Here is a 19067-nt window from a genome sequence, read left to right on the forward strand (position 1 = left end):
ACGTCTTCGCGGCGACCCGTGATAATGACGGTGGCGCCTGATGCTAAAAAGCATTTCGCGATGTCGAATCCGATTCCGGTTCCGCCGCCCGTGATGAGCGCCACGCGCCCCTGTAATGAGAATGGTTGTTGCATCTTATTTTTTCTAATGTAAAGTGGAGCGAATCGCTAATTCCAGTCCACGGATTTCCGCTAACCCGCGCAATCGTCCGATCGCCGAATAGCCCGGATACGTTTTCTTTTTCAAATCATCTAACATTTGGTGGCCGTGGTCTGGGCGCATCGGAATCTGCTCGCCTCCCCGTCTTTTTTCTTCCTCCACCACCGCTTTCACTACTTCAAACATATCTACATCCCCCGTTAAATGCGGAGCCTCATGGAAGATTAATGGTTCGTTTTGTTCTCTAAAAGTCGTACGCAAATGCAAGAAGTGAATGCGATCCGCAAAGCGACGAACCATCCCAGGCAAATCATTGTCAGCACGCACTCCCAAAGAGCCCGTGCAAAACGTAATTCCGTTCGCGCGCTCTGGCGACGCGTCCATTAATAAAGCTAAATCCGCCTCCGTACTCACCACACGCGGCAAGCCTAATAAAGGGAAAGGAGGATCATCCGGATGGATGCATAAATTGATGCCTAATTCCTGTGCTAAAGGCGAGATAGAACGCACAAAATAGTGCAAATTCTCCCGCAGTTGATCCGCTGAAATGTCGCGGTATTCGTCTAAAAGACTTTGGAAATTCTCTAAATGAAACGCCTCCTCTGAACCCGGAAGGCCTAATAGCGCCGTATTTTTTAACTCTTCTTTTTCCTCGTTCGTCATTGCTGAGAAACGCTCCGCAGCCGCAGCCCTAACAGAAGGATTATAATCCGCTTCAGCCCCCGGGCGTTGTAAAATATGCAAATCAAACACCGCGAAATCCGTCCAAACAAAGCGTAAAGCCCGCGCCCCATCCGGCATCTCGAAATTCAATTTCGTCCGCGACCAATCCAAGACTGGCATGAAATTATAGCACACGGTTTTGATCCCGCAGGCCGCTAGATTTCGCAAGGATGCGCAGTAATTTTCAATAAGCTGCGCGCGCGATGGCAAGGCCTTCTTAATTCCCTCGTGCACCGGAAGCGATTCCACCACCGACCAATGCAAGGGTGTCCAATCTTGATTACCCGCTTGAATAATTGAAATGCGTTCTTGAATAGCTTCAATAGGCCAAACTTCCCCCACCGGGATTTGGTGCAATGCGGTCACGACTCCGGTACAACCAGCTTGACGAATATCCATCAAGGAAACTGGGTCGTTCGGTCCGAACCAACGCATCGTGTGTATCATGTAAATTAGTTTAGAGGCTTACGCTTTTGAAAGCGCAAAATGCACAAAATTTACTGAATTTCTAGGGGGTTTGGAGGGGGGAGTCAGCAAAGGTGTTAGCCAATGTACTTTTTCTAATCGCCTCATAATTCGGACTTTTTTGAGGCGATTAGCGAAATTAATCGACGCATTTATAAATTCACCTTAATCCACTCTATAGGTGTGACACCGTGTTCAGCCTTGAAAGCTAAATAAAAAGCTGATTTACTCTTAAATCCAGCTTTTGAAGCAATCCCCTCGATGGAGGTGTTCAAGTGAGCCCCTTTAGTAAATAAGGAGATAGCGTAATCGATCCGTAATTTATTACGATACACGGGGAAGGACACCTGTAATTGCTTATTAAAGCAATTTGTGACGCGCACATGGGGAATATTTAGAGCTCTAGAAATATCGTGTAGAGAGAAGGTATCCTTAAGGTAAGGCTTGCTATCACTTATGTAGGCAATAATGCGATCAAGATTTGCCGTGCTACTATCTACTCCTTCCTTTTTTAGGCTATCACTAAAAGTGATTTTTAGCGCTTGATTAAAACGCGAAAATATACTGGTATTTTCATTTTCGCCATATAACCAACTAGGAAATAAAAAGAAACTAAGGGGGAATATGAGTAGCACTAAAAAATGAGACTGATTGAACACATAGGAACTAGCATTGTAATGGATTTGATAGTAATAATAAATTGCTAACAGAAAGTATGTCAATATGGTAATCATACAAACTATCACTGCTTTACTTAACAATACGGATACCTTCTTTCTCAAGATTTGGCTCCCCTTAAACTTAAATTGATACGCATAATAAATGGAATAGGCCGCGTAAGAAAAATTTGAAATCATGAAAAAGAATTTCTGAATTTTGCCTTGAAAAAATAAATACGGTGTAGAGGTATAGTTACTCTGAGAGCCATTGCGCATAAAATTAATCAGGTCTATTTTTTCTGCCAAAGGCAAAGCGTAATAGGGAATTGAATTAATAAATATAAGTAGGAAGGGAATTAAGTGAATGAGTGCAAAGGGACTATAATCGATTTTCCCCTTAATGATAGACCTAAAATAATAATAAAGACAGGGCCCAATTAATGCATAAATGGCATCCCAATACGTATATATATATACGATAAAGTCAGCGCTTCCCTTCGAATATAATACCAATAAAGTCATTTGGCGAAGGCTTGTAGCAATAATTAGAATAACTAAATAGACGACTCCTTTATTTTGATTCCAATGTTTAATCAAAATAATCATAGATATAAATACGACCAGAAGAATGGAGGAAAACATGATCAGTTTGAAATTTGGTTACCATCAAATGTAGTATTTAAATAATTTAAACACACAAAATCGTACTTAGGTAGTTGTGTGGTAATAATTTATCGGCACTTCTTCCCCTCTTAAATAAGTTTAATCCTCTCTCGTAAGCTCTTTTTTTGCAGATTATTATACTGTCATGCTGCTAAGAATTGTGCTTTTTACCCTACTTTCTTTCGCGTGTTTCGCCCAAACGAACCCCGTAAAGATCGCCACCCTGTCCTCTGGGATAGGTAGTTCGACCTACATGCAGTCGATCGGTCAGTCTTCAGTGGTATTGGGAACACAGAGCGTGGGAACTCGTGTCATTCGCCAGGGTTTCGTGCAGCCCACCTCTCGTTCACTTCGTCGTTCGGTCGAACCAGGTACACTTGTTTCTGTAGAAGCATTCCCTAATCCCTTCGTCTCAGAGCTTCGCTTGAAACTCTCTCGATCCAGTACTTCTATTTCAACTGTCGAACTGTATTCCATCGATGGGCTACGGGTCTGGTCCGGTGAAATCGCTGCGAATCTGAGTGAAGTTCAACTACTTACTATCGATCGCCTACCAGTGGGTAAATACATTTTACGTCTCGTTACAAACAACCAAGTCATCACAAAAAGTATCGTTAAACAATAACACATGAAAAGAATTCTACTCTTTCTCTTTTTAAGTTTCCCAGCCTTATCTCAGAGCTATAAAGTCTCAGTAGGCTCGAACATCACTAGTTACGAATTCGCTAACTCGGCTGGAACGAATCCTATTTCGTTGCGCTCTGAATCTGGTCTTGCCTTAGGCTTGTCTCGGGAATTCTCGCTTTCGAAAGTATTCGTTCTCGATCTAGGTCTAGCCTACAACCAGTTCAATACAGTGGGGGATATTCAAAACATTCCACTCGCTTATTCCACTGACTTCATTGGTTTGTCTTTAGGTGTAGGACCCTCGCTTAATCTAGGCAAAGGGTTCTCCTTTAGTGCAAAAGCCGTGGCTTCAGCCTCCAGCATGGTGAAAGGAAATCAGTTCATTCAGAATCGCTACGTCGATCTGTTTGCTGATAAGCAGTTCAACTCGCTTCGTACGCTATATGGTTACAGCTTTGAGATCAATAAGCAGATCAATGAGCAGGTAGGTGTATTTGCTAAATACCAACACCTGGATTCCTACAACTTCGGTAGCTCTACTTTAAACTTTATCCCATCGACTTTCAGCATAGGCATTAGCCTTAGCAAGTAATAATTATACACTCTATCATCTTATGAAAAAGTATCTGTTCTCTCTGATTTTTATTTTGCTTTCTTATGTAGGTTTTGCCCAAAAGGGTCTATCCTACCAAGCAGTCATCTTAGATCCTAATCCTATCGAAGCCCCTGGTGTTGATATCAATGGTCAACCCTTTATTAATGGGGATGTGTGGGTGAAGTTTAGTATTTATGCTAATTCCTCTATGCAATTCGAAGAAGTGCATAAAACAAAAACCGATGCCTATGGTCTGGTCAATTTAATGATCGGTTCTGTGTCTGCTACTTCATTTAATACTTTAGTATGGGATAGTGCACAAAAGACCTTACAAGTACATGTCAGCTTTGATCAAGGAGGTTCTTACACGAAAGTTTCCGATCAAAAACTAACGTATAATCCGTATGCGCTTTATGCAGAAACAGCAAGTAAATTAGGTGGAACACTTGCTATCACAGGTGGTGGAACAGGAGCTACAACGCTAGCAGATGCTCGGGTTAATTTAGGTATTGATAAAGTAGATAATACGCCCGATGCTGCAAAACCAATTTCTGCTGCAATGCAAGCGGCATTGGATTTAAAGGCGAATAAAGGAGATGTTCCTGCAGCTACTGCCACTATCACAGATGCAGATGCAACTACGAAAGGAAAGATTCAATTAGCTGGAGATTTAGCAGGAACGGCAGCAGCGCCTACCGTGCCGGGTTTAGCTTTAAAAGCAAATACTTCGGATGTTACAACTGCTTTAGCTTTAAAAGCAAATACTTCGGATGTTACAACTGGATTAGCGGCAAAAGCAAATACGGAGGATATGACTTCTGCTTTAGCATTAAAAGCTAATAGTTCAGATGTCACAACTGCCTTAGCAGTAAAAGCAGATACTGCTTACGTTTTAACCAAAGTCGCAGCGGCAACTATCGCTGATGCGGATGCAAACACAAAAGGTAAAATTCAACTAGCCGGTGATTTAGGTGGAACTGCGGCATCACCCACCATTCCAGGTTTAGTTTTGAAGGCTAACGCCGCTGATTTAGTCACATTAACAACTGTTGTAAATGCTAATACGGCTAGCATAACGGCTAATTCGACTGTCATCTTATTAAAAGCTCCGATTGCCTCTCCGGTATTTACGGGAACAGTTGCCATCGGAACTTCGACACCATCAGTAGCGGCAGCATTAGACATTACATCTACATCGAAAGGATTGCTTTTACCACGATTAACTTTTGCCCAAAAATCAACCATCATTTCTCCCGAAGCTGGTCTTATTTTATGGTGTTCTGATTGCGGAACAAACGGAGAATTACAAGTCTATAATGGGACTAACTTTGTAAACATGGTAGGAGCAAATGCGCAATTTGCTTTGCCTGCAGTTAGTGCTACTTCAACCGCATCTGATATTACTTCCAGTGCATTAACCAGTGGTGGATCTATTGATTCAGATGGAGGTGCGTATGTGACTGCGCGTGGTGTTGTTTGGAACACTAATACAAATCCGACCACATCTCTTTCTACTAAAACATCGGATGGAACAGGAATTGGAACTTTCAGTAGTTCAATATCAGGTCTAACTTCAGGGGTGACTTATTATGTTAGAGCCTATGCGACGAATAGTGTAGGGACAAAATATGGTCCTGAAATTATGGTCAATACCGCGCAAGCGGTGGCGACTTTAGCCTCTACAACTGCAGCAAGTTCTATTGGTGCAACATCAGCCACCAGTGGTGGAAATATTACCTATAATGGAGGAGCGACAGTAACAGTTAGTGGCCTTGTTTGGTCTACTACTTCCACCCCTACCATTGCGTTATCAACTAAAACAACCGATGGCACAGCCAACGGAATTTATAGCAGTTCCATCACTGGATTAACTTTAGGAACACTGTACTATGTCCGTTCTTATGCCACAAATAATGTGGGAACTAGCTACGGAGCACAAACAAGCTTTACAACATTAGATATCCCAACCATTTCATCAACTACTGCGGCATCATCTATATCATCCTCATCTGCAACTAGTGGTGGAACAATCACATCTGATGGTGGATCAGCAGTAACAGCAAGTGGTATTGTTTATGGAACAAGTGCAGGTTCGTCTACTTACAGTGTTACATCAGGATCAGGGACGGGTATATTCACAAGTAACTTAACAGGATTAACACCAGCCACGACCTATTATGTGAGGTCGTTTGCAACCAATAGTGTGGGTACCGTTTATGGTTCAGAAATAAGCTTTACTTCACTAGCTATAGCTCCAACACTCACAACCACTGCAGCTAGCAGTATTACAAAGTACGCTGCAAGTGCAAGTGGAACAATCATATCTAATGGAGGATCACCAGTTACTTCATCAGGTATTTGTTGGAGTACAACTGTAACGCCAACAACTGCAGATAGCAAAACAACCGATGGAACTACGTCAGGGACATTTAGTGGTTCCATTACTAGGTTGACCGCAGGTACTACTTATTATGTTAGAGCTTATGCTACCAATGTAATTGGAACAAGTTATGGTGATGCGCAAAGCTTTACTACAATATCAACTTCTACAACTTTAAATATAGTTGGTGATGCTTATGGAGGAGGTATTATTGCTTATATATATCAAAGTGGTGATCCTGGATATTCGTCTATTAATACACCAGTTTTAATTTCTGCAACTTCTGATCAAACCTCAGGTGGTCGTGTTAATTGGTCAAATAGTTCTAATTTATCAACAGAAGTTAATTTATCAGGGGCTAGCTATGAAGTTTTAGGCGCTGGTTCTGCAAATACAGATGCTATAATTAGTTTGTATACTAATACAGGAACTTATGCAGCAAAAACTGCTAGAGATTATAGAGGTGGTGCTTATACTGATTGGTATTTGCCAAGTAGAGATGAATTAAATAAATTGTATATAAATAGGGTAGTAATTGGTTCATTTATTACGAATAATACTCATCCAGTATCAGTTTATTGGACATCAAATGAAGCAAACTCTTCTGTTGCAAATGGTCAAAATTTCGGAACTGGAAGCTATTTACCAGATTCTAAAGCTTGGACTTTCCAAGTTAGAGCCGTCAGAACAACAACCTTAATTCCAGTTGCTATAAATAATCCTGTTTTAGCTGCAACAGCACCAGCAGGAATAACTTCAACATCAGCAACATCTGGTGGTAATGTAATAGACGAAGGTGCAACGCAAGTAAGTGTAAGAGGTTTAGTATATGGAACAACAACAGGATCATCAACATATAGTGTAACGATAGGTTCAGGTGATGGAACTTTTTCAAGCACATTGACAGGACTTACACAAGGAACCACTTATTATGTTCGTTCATTTGCAACCAATGTTCAAGGAACAGGATATGGTGCTGAAACAAGCTTCACAACACAAACAACCGCAACTGTTTCAGTAACAGCCACGCCCACATCACTTACTACTACATCGGCTATAGGTGGTGGAACCATTTCATCCAATGGTGGTGCAACCATTACTACCAGTGGTTTAGTTTGGGATGCAAGTGCTAATCCAACTATAGCACTATCTACCAAAACAACTGATGGAACTACATCAGGTACATTCACAAGTTCAATTACAGGATTAACACAGGGAGCTACTTATCATGTACGTGCTTATGCAACCAACTATTTAGGAACTAGTTATGGACCTGATATTACATTTACGACCATAACAACACCTACTGTTTCAACAACAGCAACAGTAACATCTATCACAGGAACTACAGTAATAGGCGGAGGAACTATATCCACAGACGGAGGAGCAACTGTAACAACCCGAGGATTAGTTTGGGGGACAAGTACAGGCGCTTCAACTTATAGTGTAACTACAGGAACAGGTGCTGGAACTTTTACAAGTAGCTTAACAGGTTTAAGTGTCGCAACTACTTATTTTGTAACAGCCTTTGCGACAAATAGTGTGGGAACTGTTTATGGACCAGAAGTATCTTTTGCAACATTAGCAGTAGAGCCAGCAGTATCAGCAACTTCAGATGCAACATCTATTACAGGATCAAGTGCAACTAGCGGCGGAACAATTACTGCTAATGGTGGCGCAACAGTCACAGTGAGTGGAGTGGTATGGTCAACGACTTCTACGCCAACTATTGCACTTTCAACAAAAACAACCGATGGTATATCAACAGGTACATTCACAAGTAGTTTAACAGGATTAACAGCTGCAACTTTATATTATGTTCGTGCCTATGCAACGAATAGTATTGGAACGGCTTATGGACCACAAAGCAGCTTTACAACATTGGCCATAGCGCCTACTATTTCAGCTACGGCTACCGTTACTTCAATTACTGGAACGACTGCCACTAGTGGTGGAACAATATCTTCCGATGGCGGCTCTAGTGTAACAATTAGAGGTTTAGTTTGGGGTACAAGTTCAGGCGCATCCACCTATAGTGTATCCATTGGAACAGGTACTGGAACTTTTACAAGTAGCTTAACAGGTTTAAGTGTCGCAACCACTTATTATGTAAGAGCATTTGCTACAAATACTGTGGGGACAGTTTATGGGCCAGAAGTATCTTTTGCAACACCAACTACGGCAACTTTGTCTTCAACAATCACTTCTACAATAAAGATTACATCTGCAATTTTAGGAGGAGTATTAAGCTCAAATGGAGGTGCAACCACCACAGTGGGAATAATGTATAGTACATCTTCAAGTTTCGGAACTTCTACAAGTACTACGATAAACTCAAATGCAATTGCAGGAACTTATACTACAACCATTACAGGATTATCAGGGGCAACTATTTATTATGCAAAATCTTTTGCGACGAATACAGCTGGAACAACATACGGCCCAACTATAAGCTTTACAACTAATGAGGCTGACAAAATAGTTGGTCAACTTTATGGCGGCGGTGCTGTTTTTTATATACTAAAAAGTGGCGATCCAGGATATGACGCGAATGTTCAACATGGATTAATTCTTGCACCAATAGGTATGGGAAAAATGAATTGGAATACTGATAATCGCGCCACAGGAGCAACAGGAACTGCATTAGGCACGGGGGCATCCAATACAAACGCTATTATTGCCAGCCAAGGGGGTGCTTTAACTAATTCTGCTGCAGGTAAAGCAAGGGCATATAATGGTGGTGGTTATACAGATTGGTATCTAGGTAGTTTAGACGAAATTAGGAAGTTGAATGATTTTTGGTCGAATATTTATATAATCATACCAGATGGATATAATTATCAAGAACATCCATATGCTTATTGGACTTCTACAGAATCTTCTACAAATACTGCTCAAGCTTACCGAAAAAATATTTATAGTAACGATCAATATACTGAAAATAAAAATTCACAAACTTGGTCAGTTACAGCAATACGTTCATTCTAAAACCTTAAAACAATCAGATTCCCAAATCCCAATGGACCCCGTTCATTGAGGTTTTATTTTTAATTTTTACTGAATTTCTAGCAGGTTTATAGGAATGGCCAAACAAAGGCGCCTCGTATCAATCCTACAAATTCACCTTAATCCACTCAATAGGCGTTGTCCCGTGCTCCTCTTTAAAAATCTTATAAAAGATGGATTTGTTCCATTCCGGCAAGATTCAGGCAGGGATGTTTGTTAGCCATCGTTTTGGCAAAAATCAACTTCTTGATATTTTTACAAAAATTAACGAGCCCGGCGCACAGGTAATAAAGGCTATGATTACTTTAGCAGAATGAAACCACTACTACTACTCTTCTGCCTGCTTTTAGTTGCCTGTAAATCACAAGAGGTCTTACCAGAGAACTGTTACAAAGGCAGGCTATCTTTAAAAGGAATTTGTAATAATTACGTAATCGAATTAGTCGAAGGCTCGATAGACACTTCGAAAGTCGAAGCCCAATGGAAAAATCCAGACACGGGTAAAATCTATAAAAATGCGTTCGCACTTTTTAATCCTTGCGCCTTACCAGTCAGTCTAAAAGAAGGGGATGAATTCTTATTCAAGTTAGATTCTAGTCAATTGACTAAAGAATGTATTACCTGCAAAGCGTATTCTCCTACGCCTCGAAAATCACTCCCCATCTCTATTTGCCCCTAATTGACTTTGAAATTTGTGATTTCATAGCCGATTTCTTCATCCGCAATCATTTCTGAAAAATCAAAAAATACACTGGTCGGATAACCGTAAGTTGGATTAAAATTCAATGTTTGCTTAACTGGTTTTCTGTCGATGTTCGCCTTAATGACCTGCAATAATTCCGGTATCGTGTACATGACCCCATAACGTTCTGCTTTATTATAAGGCGCGCCATTTACGGTGGAAATCTTCCCATTTTTCACCACAATTTGATGTGGCCCCACATATTCTAAAGGACAAAAACAGACCCTTTTAAACGAAAAGGAATAGTTTTCGATTTTCTTTTCGTTCCAAAGGTTCAGGTTCGCAGTCGCATCATCCAGTGGCTCCACTGTTTTGCAGCCCCATAAACTCAAACAAAAAAGGAAAAGTAATTTCTTCATTAAAGTGCTAAGCGAGTGAATAGACCTACATTATTCTTTTCTATCTTCTTAGGTCCATAATAATCAAAATTCGCGCCTAGACCTAAAGTGAGCTTGCCTTTCGTAATACCCGCTCGAAGCATCAAGGCACTACGAGCATGTGTTCCCTCGCTTAAACTCGCCACATGTAAAACCTGCGCTTTCGAATAAAACGAAAGGTCTTTCGAAATAGCAGGCTTGTATTCCACAATCCCAATCGTTGAAATGGCCTTCGAAGGCTGCAAATTTAGGTTTGGATTTAATAAAAATAACCAGGTACGATTCGCCTTAAAATATTGCAATCCCACCTGAGGAACCAGCCCTAATTTATAATGCCATTCAGCCCCGGCCGTAGCTCGAATATCCCCAAAAAGCGAATAAGTCAAGTTATTCACAATCACCATCTCCGTCTCAGAAGCGGTATTCTTATAATCAACCATCCCCATGCTGAGGTTAAAGTAACTCAACTTACCATCTGCGCTAACCGGACGATTTAAAACACCGATAAACTGAACCCGGTTATTGCCAAAAGTTGCCTCCACCGGGATAGGCGGAGCGGGCATAGCCGGCGCATGGTTGTCCTGTGCAAAAACGGCTTTTGCAAATAGCAAAGAACAAAGCAAAAAGAAAAAACGAATCCTCTTTGAACTTTGGTCTTTGAACTTTGAAATTTGAATCATCATATAAGTAAGTAAAATAAAAATGCCACAACTCCTCCAATTGCTAACCAAAGCAATCCGTTTGTGCGTTTTTTCTTTAAAAATACTAACAAAATTAACCCCGTAACCGAGATCACAATCATAAAGATGGCAGAGAAATCAATCACCCAAGACCAAGCTTTCCCCGTATCGCGACCCTTGTGTAGGTCGTTGATAACGGCGATGAGGCCCATCTTCGTTTCCGTTAATTCATACTTTCCATCTGCGCGATTCACGAAGAAATCAGCCGTGTAGCCAGGGCCCTGAAAAGAAATCGATATCTCTTCCTCATCGATACGGAAATCATTCAATTGCCCTTTTATGCTATGATTCGCTCTAAGCTGTTCGACGATTTCGAGTTTGGGGATTTTGGCCGTATCAGCTACTGAAACCCAGCCAGCATTCACAGAACCTTTCAGCTCAGAAACCACCGTACTTTCTGGAAACCAATCCACGTGGTTCAGGGTCAGACCCGTCACCGAAAAAAACAAGACAATGATGAAACTGAACATCGACAAATAGATGTGCAGCCACCTCGACCACGTCGCTAAATCTCTCATTCTACTTAGTTTTGTAACTTAATGAAGCCGAGCTCATCTCCTCCCCACCTGGTAAAGCCTGATTTTTCGCTTTCCCATCAAACTTCATTTCCTGCTTAATCAATTGATATGTTCCATGTTCACGAGCCGCCTCGATAAACACGGTATATTTCCCCAAAGGTACATATTCTCCCTTATCATTCTTGCCATCCCAAACCAAGGTATACTCCCCAGCCCCCCGTGTCGCACCCGTCACCGAAGCCGCATCAAATTCCACTTCTCTTTTCGCCGCAAACCAAGAACGTAAATCTGGCAACCAGCGTGGCTTATTATACCAAACCGCGATTCTTCTCACCGGCTTGTGATTTTCATCTTCTATCCAAACCGCCACAAACGGACGTCTTGCCCTACCTTCGAAACGCGCTAATTCGAATTTAATGTCTAATGATTGACTAGCCGCCCACAATTTCTCTTTGACATTCACAAGACTAATCGCAGACTTCTCCGTAGAGGTCGAAGGCCAGTTCTCACTTCTGAATTCGGAACCATCCTTATCCACAATCAGGTAAGAAACCTCCGGATATTGCGCCGCTAAATCAATCGAAGCCGCCACACCCAATACATTAAATGCCGTTGCTAAAGCACCAGCTGTCACCGCATCTTGGTGCGCCACCGTCGCCGAAATTACCTCAGCTGCCGGTTCCGCCGTCCGCGGATCCATGATATGCGAATAATGCACACCGTCGATCTGCGTACCTCTGCGGTAATCCCCAGAAGTCGCCACGGCTTTATTATTCACTTGTAAATAGGCCAAAACCTCGGCATTTTCCGCCGCATTTCTCGGATCTGACACCCCTATTTTCTCTGTCCAATCTCCCTTCACCACAAAATCCCCACCGATATTCACCACCACTCCAGCAACACCCTCCTCGGTCATCGCCTCGGTCGCCGCCTTCTCCATCACATAGGATTTCGTAAAACTGTGCAATTTTAATTCCGTTTCCGATAATCGAGTTGCTCCGTTTTCATCTAAAGACCAATGAGGCTGATTCACTTCCATTACCGCATTTTCGCGCGCTTCCATTGAAGGAATTTCGGATGTCCATAATTGCGAAATGTGTTCAGACGCCGCATTCAATGCTCCATCCGACTTCGCATTCCATTCTTCGAAATGTTGTAACACCTCACGTAAATCTGAAGAAATCTCTACCGATTCGCCGCGAGTCGAGCGCCACAGAATAAACTCCGAAGATCCGTGAGATGAAAGGATATCGTTCAAACGATTGATCTCCGCTAATACCTTCGTTTCGGCAGCTGTAGCTGCTACTTCAGAGGACGCAACGATCTTAAGATCTAATGAAGTTCCCAATACATTTTCGAAGTGGGAGGTTAATAAACCAGTTGCTGAAGAAGCTGCTGGTGTCAATGCTAGTAAACTTAGGCCGATTGAATTGATCATATGGTTTGTTTTTAATACGGCAAAATTGAAAATTTATCCGTTAATTGGGATGAATTATGAGATAAAGCATTGAGATTTGTAGATATAAACAGCAGCAGAATGAAAAATCTAGTGATTGCCTTTTTAGTCATGGTAAGTTTTGTGGCAAAAGCCCAAGATTCCACCTATGTTTCCGTTGAATTAAAAAATGGCAAAATAATTCGAGGCCAACTTCTCCAAAAGTCCGAATCGGATGTCTCTGTTGCAACGGATGATTTAGGCACGGTAACCGTGGCCTGGTCCACCATCAAGTCGTTGAATGTGATTTCGAAAAACGAAAATGACCGATTTACGAATCCTCACTCTTCGCGTTACTTCTTTGGTCCATCTGCGATTCCCTTAAAAAAAGGGGATAAATACTATCAAAATGCCCTAATTCTTCTCAATTCCTTCCAAGCGGGAATAACAGATCATTTCTCCGTGGGTGGAGGATTTGTTGTCCCTTTTGCGATTTTCATCACCCCTAAAATAGGCTACCAGGTAGCTGAGAAAGTACATTTGGGTGGGGGAATTCTATTTGCGACATCACTTATTCGAGATTTTAATTTTGGGGTGGGTGTTGCCTACGGTTCCTTCACTTATGGAACGAAAGAACACAATTTCACCCTAAACGCAGGCCTAGGGGCAGTTAATCAAAATACAGGAATGGGTAGCGAAGATTATAGCTGGAAATTTGCAAACAAACCTATGTTTACCCTTTCAGGCATGACAAGGATATCAAAAAGGGCCATGCTAATTACTGAGAACTGGATATTTTCCACGAAGACGGTGAACTATGATGGCGCGACTGGTCAATACCAAAATACAGTAAATCAATACAATGGGATTTTATCTATTGGCCTTAGATTATTAGGGGAACGCTCTGCGCTTGACGCTGGTTTTGTAACTCCCAGTGTCGGAGGCCCATCAGCGATCCCCTATCTAGCCTATAATCTTAAATTCTAGAGACTCTTTAAATACGCGATACTTAACGGAACGAATTCCACTTCTTTATTGCTTTCATCTTCGATAAAGCAATGTTCGATGCCGTTCTTTTTAGCCAGCTTGATAATTGCTTTCCAATTCCCTTGGCCTGTTCCTACCGGAACATCGTTTTCTGCCGGAGTACCACCCGTTAAATCACCTGCCACACCTTTGCGCAAATCTTTCACGTGCATTAACTTAAAACGTGTAGGATATTTCTTCAATAATTTCTCTGGCATATCAGCGCCTCCACCGTGCATCGTCCACAAAACATCCATTTCGAAAGAAACATATTCCGGATTCGTGTTTTGGATGATGTAGTCTAACAAGGTTTCGTTTTTGCCAAAAGGTTGGAACTCATATCCATGGTCATGGTAGCAAAGTGTCAAGCCATTTTCCTTGAATTTTTTGCCTGCCTCATTGAATAAAGCGACTGCCTTTTGAGCCTCCTCTAGTGTAAATCCACCACGCACTTTATGCGGAATCCAAGCGCACATCACAAACTTCGCCCCTAAGATTTTAGCCTTTGCGATGGCCTCAGCAGGATTAGCTAATTCGTTATAATCTACCCCAGTGGATGGAACACTAATGCCACGATCCGCACACATTTGTTTGAATTGAGCTGGAGTCTGTCCTTTTTGAGCTCCCCCTTCGATTTCCGTAATGCCCATGGATTGAATTAAGTCGAGCGTTTTTGCTACGTCTTTAGGAAATTGATTTCTAAAAGTGTAGGCTTGAACACCGATGGGATAGGTGTATAATTTCTGAGCTTGCGTGAATGCAGGCAATGCCAAAAGGCATACGATTAACAATTGTTTAATTTTCATAAGTATAGGTTTTGTGTAATAAATGAGGTTTTTCTACTTTAATTTAGTCGTATCTACTCGGCTAGGCGTATCCTTGCCAGAAATGATGCTGGTCGCGCTCGTCGCGATGGCCTTAATGATTTCGGTCATATTGTCTAAGTCCAAAGTCTGCACTTCATCACTCGCCTTGTGGTAATTAGGCTCGCTATCCATCTTCGATGTAGAAATAGTATGAGCCGGAACGCCTAGTTCCGCCAAGGTTGCATTGTCTGAGCGGTAGAATAAGTTTTGTTCTGGATAGGGATCGGGATAAAAAGTGAAAGCAGAGCCCACTAAGTTTTTCTTTAAAATTTCTCCCATTGACGACTTCTCGTAACCTGTGATATAAGCACTATTCTTGCCCCATTTGCTCTCTGTTCCAATCATCTCTAGATTAAACATGGCCATCACCTGATCCGGATTGAATTGCTTCGAGAAATACGAACTTCCATGTCCCCCACTCTCCTCAGCTGTGAACGCAGCAAAGATTAACGTACGTTCATTATTACGTTTTTTCGCATAGTATTTTGCGAGCATCATCACGGCAGTCGTTCCAGCCGCATCGTCGTTTGCGCCATTGTAGATGGAATCACCTTGTACGGGTTTACCTATGCCTAAATGGTCATAATGACCTGAGAAAATCACGTATTCATTCGGGCGGCTTTTGCCAGGTAGGATGCCTACCACATTAGACAATTCCAGGCGATCTACTTGTAGGTTTGCCTTAATTTTAAAGGAAGCAGGCACGGTATTAGCCACGACAAAAATAACATTCGCCTGACCTTCCCTCAGCGGCCCTCTGCCAGAAAGGCGTGGGATGAATTTTGCAAAGCTCTCGTGAAGGAAAGCAATGGTAGGTTTCGTCGCAGACATAATTCGGTAGGCGATTTGGCCAAAATTCTCTCCCTCCTTCACATTTACCACTTCGTAACCCGATTTCTCATCGATTTGTAGGGAGGCCTCTTTGGAAATAATCGCTACCTGTTTTGAATCTAGCGATTTGTCATCAGCGTTTCCTGAAACAGAAATAAGCTGGGACTTAAACATAGGAAATGTCTGCAAATAAGTCCCGTTCGTTTTCTGCAATCCAGCTTTCTCAAATTCTCCTGCGATGAATTTCGCCGCTTTTTCGATTCCCGGAGTGAACGGTTTTCTACCTGCTAATTCGTTAGAGGCTAAATAGGTTTCGATGCGCTCCGTTTCCGCGCGCGTAATGATTTTATCGATTTGCTGCGCCTGAGCAAACAAGGGCAGCGCTAAGAGTAATAAGATTTTTTTCATCGGAAGATTTTATTCCGACAATATTACACAATTATCTACAGAAACGGATTCCCCCATTTCTTATTCGTGTAGACATCCTTTCCTGTCAAAGTTCGCAGAAAGGCGACCATGGCATTGATCTCATCGGGTGTCATTTGCAGGTTTTGGCCTATATTATTAGGTCTTAAACGCGGGTCTAAATTTGTATTTCTTGGCACGGCAGCAATCGAATTATAATGATTCAATACCTGGCGAATGGTCTGTGAGGCCGCCGTATGCATAAAGGGAGTATTGGCTACACCCGCCGCATTTAAAATATCTCTTAAAGAGGGAGAACGCGTATTCGTCAAATCCGTCTGTGCACTTCCGATCACACCAATGAAACCATTATTTCGCGAGTTAGGGTCAATGTCAAACTCCGGTGCTTGGTGGCAACCTTGGCAACCAAACCCTCCACCAATTCGTACGCTGGCCGCATTAAAGATAGGTGGGGCTAAAAAGAGGTTCTTGCCGGCATTTTCCTGCGACGTAAAGTTAGAAAAAGGGGCTCCATCATTAGGCGCTTGAGCGCGACCAATATCGTATTTAGAATCGAAGGATTGAATGCTTCTGATAAATTGGGCCAAAGCCGTTTGCATCCGCGCATCCGTAATCGTTGCATCGCCGTAAGCGAGCTTAAATAATTCTTTGTAGTAGCCGATGCCCCCTAGTTTTGTGATGAGAGAAGTAATATTACCGCGTCCTGTTTGGCCACTAAATCCCATCTCTAAATGATCCACAATAGGCATCGTCACCTGAGCCTCTAAACTAGCCGCGCGTTCGTTCCAAAAAAACTTCGCCTCATTCGCATAGCGCGTATTAATCAACCGCATCGAATGCCGCTCTGTCCGGCCATTATCCACCCCTAAACTCGATATTGCCGTATCCCCAAACGCAAACTCTTGCTTGTGGCAACTCGCGCATGAAATCGTATTATTAACGCTAAGGTTTTTGTCATAAAATAACACCCTCCCTAAGGTCGCCGTCTTGTCCGAAATCGGATTTGCCGCCGTATTATCTTTATTCACATAAGCTGGCTTTCCTTGTGCAGCATAATTATCCAGCACAACAGGATTAATCGATAAAGCTTTTTTAATCTCCGTATACGGATCAGCGGTTACCACCGTCTCTAATGTATTTTCACTGCAGCTCCATAAGCCTACTGTCAGAACAAGAATTATATAGCGCATAAATTTTATTTTTTTCTTAAACGTAAATGTAAGGAAAAAGTATACCGTTAACCGAATAATCGACGAATCAGGGCATCTTGGGGATAAATAGACTTGCTCTGGCTTTTTTCAAAGTCTACAGCTAAATTTACCTAAACATAACCTAGCAATGATTCATCGCCTATTTTCTGAACCCCTTACACCATCGAACAGCATAGCGCTAGATCTTAGTGTCGCTAACAAGGAGTTGAATCCATCTATTTTCGGGAATATATCTGCTTTTTGCGCCTATATAGATCAGTATATAGGGGCCAAAATCGGTGCAGGCGGCTACCTCGAACACCGCATCATCTACGAGGCACACGAAAATTTCGCTACCTCTTCTGAAGACTTCAGGAACATCCATTTAGGTATTGATTTTTGGACGACAGCAGGAACTCCCGTTTTCGCCGTGGCGGATGGCGTGGTGCACAGTTTTCAAGTCAATCCCGGCTCCGGAAATTATGGACCTACGATTATTTTACACCATCCAGCTTTAGGAATTTACAGTTTATACGGTCACTTGGCTTTTTCAGATCTAGAAGGCCTATCGGTCGGAATGCCCATTGCAGCCGGCCAGCGGCTTTGTCATTTGGGGGAACAAGATGAAAATGGCGGATGGCCTCCGCACTTACATTTTCAACTCATCCGCGATATGCAAGGATTTCAAGGTGATTACCCTGGCGTTTGTTCTAAGCGAGATCTCACTTTTTACGCGGGAAATTGCCCAGATCCGGCTACCTTTTAACTCCCCATTTAATTGCTTCTTCGATTAAACTAACAAAATCCGAATTCGCCCAAGCCTCCTTCGAGTGGCCCATCGACGTGTAAAAGGTCTTCCCTTTTCCAACTGATTTATACCAAGCAACCGGGTGATTTTTACCCATCCCAAAATTCTTATCTGTCATCCACAACATATTTCCACTAGGTAAAATCTTCTCTCCATCGATGGAGTAAACGATGGTGGCGTCCTTAGGTTGATTGAAGAAAACATACCATTCATCATTACCCTCAAAGGACTTAGATAAGCCTGTTGAAAAAGTGGTGTCTTGTATGGATACTTGCGCCTTTTGAAACTGCGGATTCAACGGGTGATGTGAAAACTTAGCTCCCAATAGATTCTTTTCATACCAATCCCAGTGATGCGAATCATCTCCTGCACCGTGTATTCCCAACAAAGTCCCGCCATTTTCTACGTAATTCTCTAAAGCCATTTGCTGTTCGTCATCCAAAACTCGACCTGTCGAATTATCAAAAATCACCACCTCAAATTGTGCTAATTGCTCCGGATTGAATATCCCTCCTGCTTCCGTTTCATATAAAAACCAGCTCGGGTTTTTATGGATTAATTCCCTCAATGAAAGCTTTGAAGCATCAATCGATTCTTCATGTCTGAATCCCGTCGTTTTAGAGAATAAAAGGATAGCTGGTTTATCAGCTGGAATTGAAATTTCAGGCTTCTCTGTTTCGTAGCTAACAGGAAATCCATTTTTCACTTTGTAGATAAATAAGCTGCCTGCAGCAAAAAGTAGAACGACAAAAGTCAGTAGCGTCCAGCCTAAGATTTTGAAGAATTTTTTCAAGGTTTTTCGGTTTTAAATTTCGCCACAAGGTAGAGGTT

Annotated in this window: 17 protein-coding genes; 6 read left to right on the plus strand and 11 right to left on the minus strand. The window is 42.1% G+C overall.

All coding sequences use genetic code 11. From position 1 onward, the window contains the following. The 3 genes from ACILP5_RS09780 to ACILP5_RS09790 all read right to left on the minus strand — a co-directional run. Positions 1-134, minus strand: a 134-nt coding sequence (locus tag ACILP5_RS09780) for an SDR family NAD(P)-dependent oxidoreductase (protein WP_395618496.1), incomplete at its 3' end; no start/stop codon positions are given. A gap of 10 nt (positions 135-144) precedes the next feature. Next, positions 145-1329 (minus strand): mannonate dehydratase, encoded by a 1185-nt coding sequence (uxuA, locus tag ACILP5_RS09785; RefSeq protein ID WP_395618463.1) that lies wholly within the window; start codon positions 1327-1329, stop codon positions 145-147. Positions 1330-1499: 170 nt separating this feature from the next. Then, positions 1500-2648: a helix-turn-helix domain-containing protein gene (locus tag ACILP5_RS09790; protein WP_395618464.1), complete on the minus strand. Its 1149-nt coding sequence runs from the start codon at positions 2646-2648 to the stop codon at positions 1500-1502. Positions 2649-2814: 166 nt separating this feature from the next. Here ACILP5_RS09790 and ACILP5_RS09795 point away from each other — a divergent pair, with 166 nt between their 5' ends. The 4 genes from ACILP5_RS09795 (at position 2815) to ACILP5_RS09810 (ending at position 9956) form a co-directional block, all read left to right on the plus strand. Next, positions 2815-3294, plus strand: a complete 480-nt coding sequence (locus tag ACILP5_RS09795) for a T9SS type A sorting domain-containing protein (RefSeq protein WP_395618465.1) — start codon at positions 2815-2817, stop codon at positions 3292-3294. A 3-nt stretch (positions 3295-3297) separates the two neighbouring features. Continuing rightward, positions 3298-3888 carry a hypothetical protein gene (locus ACILP5_RS09800; RefSeq protein ID WP_395618466.1) on the plus strand — a complete coding sequence of 197 codons (591 nt, stop codon included), beginning with the start codon at positions 3298-3300 and terminating at the stop codon, positions 3886-3888. A 22-nt stretch (positions 3889-3910) separates the two neighbouring features. Further along, positions 3911-9259 (plus strand): beta strand repeat-containing protein, encoded by a 5349-nt coding sequence (locus ACILP5_RS09805; protein ID WP_395618467.1) that lies wholly within the window; start codon positions 3911-3913, stop codon positions 9257-9259. A 331-nt stretch (positions 9260-9590) separates the two neighbouring features. Beyond that, entirely contained in the window at positions 9591-9956 is a 366-nt protein-coding gene (locus tag ACILP5_RS09810; protein WP_395618468.1) for a hypothetical protein, read from the plus strand. Here ACILP5_RS09810 and ACILP5_RS09815 read toward each other — a convergent pair. From ACILP5_RS09815 to ACILP5_RS09830, 4 genes are read right to left on the minus strand one after another with little or no spacing between them, the layout of a single operon-like run. Next, on the minus strand, positions 9953-10378 hold the full coding sequence (locus ACILP5_RS09815) for a DUF6174 domain-containing protein (RefSeq protein WP_395618469.1): 426 nt from the start codon (positions 10376-10378) through the stop codon (positions 9953-9955). The two genes, ACILP5_RS09810 and ACILP5_RS09815, sit on opposite strands and share 4 nt — an antisense overlap. Next, positions 10378-11079, minus strand: coding sequence for a hypothetical protein (locus tag ACILP5_RS09820; protein ID WP_395618470.1), 702 nt, complete (start codon positions 11077-11079; stop codon positions 10378-10380). The genes ACILP5_RS09815 and ACILP5_RS09820 overlap by 1 nt, the downstream gene beginning before the upstream one ends. Continuing rightward, positions 11076-11654 carry a PepSY-associated TM helix domain-containing protein gene (locus ACILP5_RS09825; RefSeq protein WP_395618471.1) on the minus strand — a complete coding sequence of 193 codons (579 nt, stop codon included), beginning with the start codon at positions 11652-11654 and terminating at the stop codon, positions 11076-11078. Before ACILP5_RS09825 ends, ACILP5_RS09820 begins: the two co-directional genes overlap by 4 nt. A gap of 1 nt (position 11655) precedes the next feature. Then, positions 11656-13092, minus strand: coding sequence for a DUF2271 domain-containing protein (locus tag ACILP5_RS09830; RefSeq protein WP_395618472.1), 1437 nt, complete (start codon positions 13090-13092; stop codon positions 11656-11658). A gap of 99 nt (positions 13093-13191) precedes the next feature. Here ACILP5_RS09830 and ACILP5_RS09835 point away from each other — a divergent pair, with 99 nt between their 5' ends. Continuing rightward, a complete protein-coding gene (locus ACILP5_RS09835; RefSeq protein ID WP_395618473.1) occupies positions 13192-14076 on the plus strand; it encodes a hypothetical protein in 885 nt (294 codons plus the stop codon). On the opposite strand, the gene ACILP5_RS09840 is transcribed toward ACILP5_RS09835, so the two are convergent. Genes ACILP5_RS09840 through ACILP5_RS09850 form a run of 3 tightly spaced genes read right to left on the minus strand, consistent with a single transcriptional unit; the run spans position 14073 to position 17428 of the window. Further along, positions 14073-14921: a sugar phosphate isomerase/epimerase family protein gene (locus ACILP5_RS09840; RefSeq protein ID WP_395618474.1), complete on the minus strand. Its 849-nt coding sequence runs from the start codon at positions 14919-14921 to the stop codon at positions 14073-14075. The genes ACILP5_RS09835 and ACILP5_RS09840 overlap by 4 nt on opposite strands. A 33-nt stretch (positions 14922-14954) precedes the next feature. After that, positions 14955-16220: a M28 family peptidase gene (locus ACILP5_RS09845; protein ID WP_395618475.1), complete on the minus strand. Its 1266-nt coding sequence runs from the start codon at positions 16218-16220 to the stop codon at positions 14955-14957. A 35-nt stretch (positions 16221-16255) separates the two neighbouring features. Next, positions 16256-17428: a cytochrome-c peroxidase gene (locus ACILP5_RS09850; protein WP_395618476.1), complete on the minus strand. Its 1173-nt coding sequence runs from the start codon at positions 17426-17428 to the stop codon at positions 16256-16258. A gap of 148 nt (positions 17429-17576) precedes the next feature. On the opposite strand from ACILP5_RS09850, the gene ACILP5_RS09855 reads away from it, so the two are divergent. Further along, positions 17577-18194 carry a peptidoglycan DD-metalloendopeptidase family protein gene (locus tag ACILP5_RS09855; protein ID WP_395618477.1) on the plus strand — a complete coding sequence of 206 codons (618 nt, stop codon included), beginning with the start codon at positions 17577-17579 and terminating at the stop codon, positions 18192-18194. Here the strand turns inward: ACILP5_RS09855 and ACILP5_RS09860 are convergent. Further along, positions 18184-19029: a ThuA domain-containing protein gene (locus tag ACILP5_RS09860; protein WP_395618478.1), complete on the minus strand. Its 846-nt coding sequence runs from the start codon at positions 19027-19029 to the stop codon at positions 18184-18186. The two genes, ACILP5_RS09855 and ACILP5_RS09860, sit on opposite strands and share 11 nt — an antisense overlap. Positions 19030-19067 lie beyond the last annotated feature (38 nt).

This window comes from Aquirufa sp., from assembly GCF_044239315.1.
In the GTDB taxonomy this organism is placed as follows: Bacteria; Bacteroidota; Bacteroidia; order Cytophagales; family Spirosomataceae; genus Aquirufa.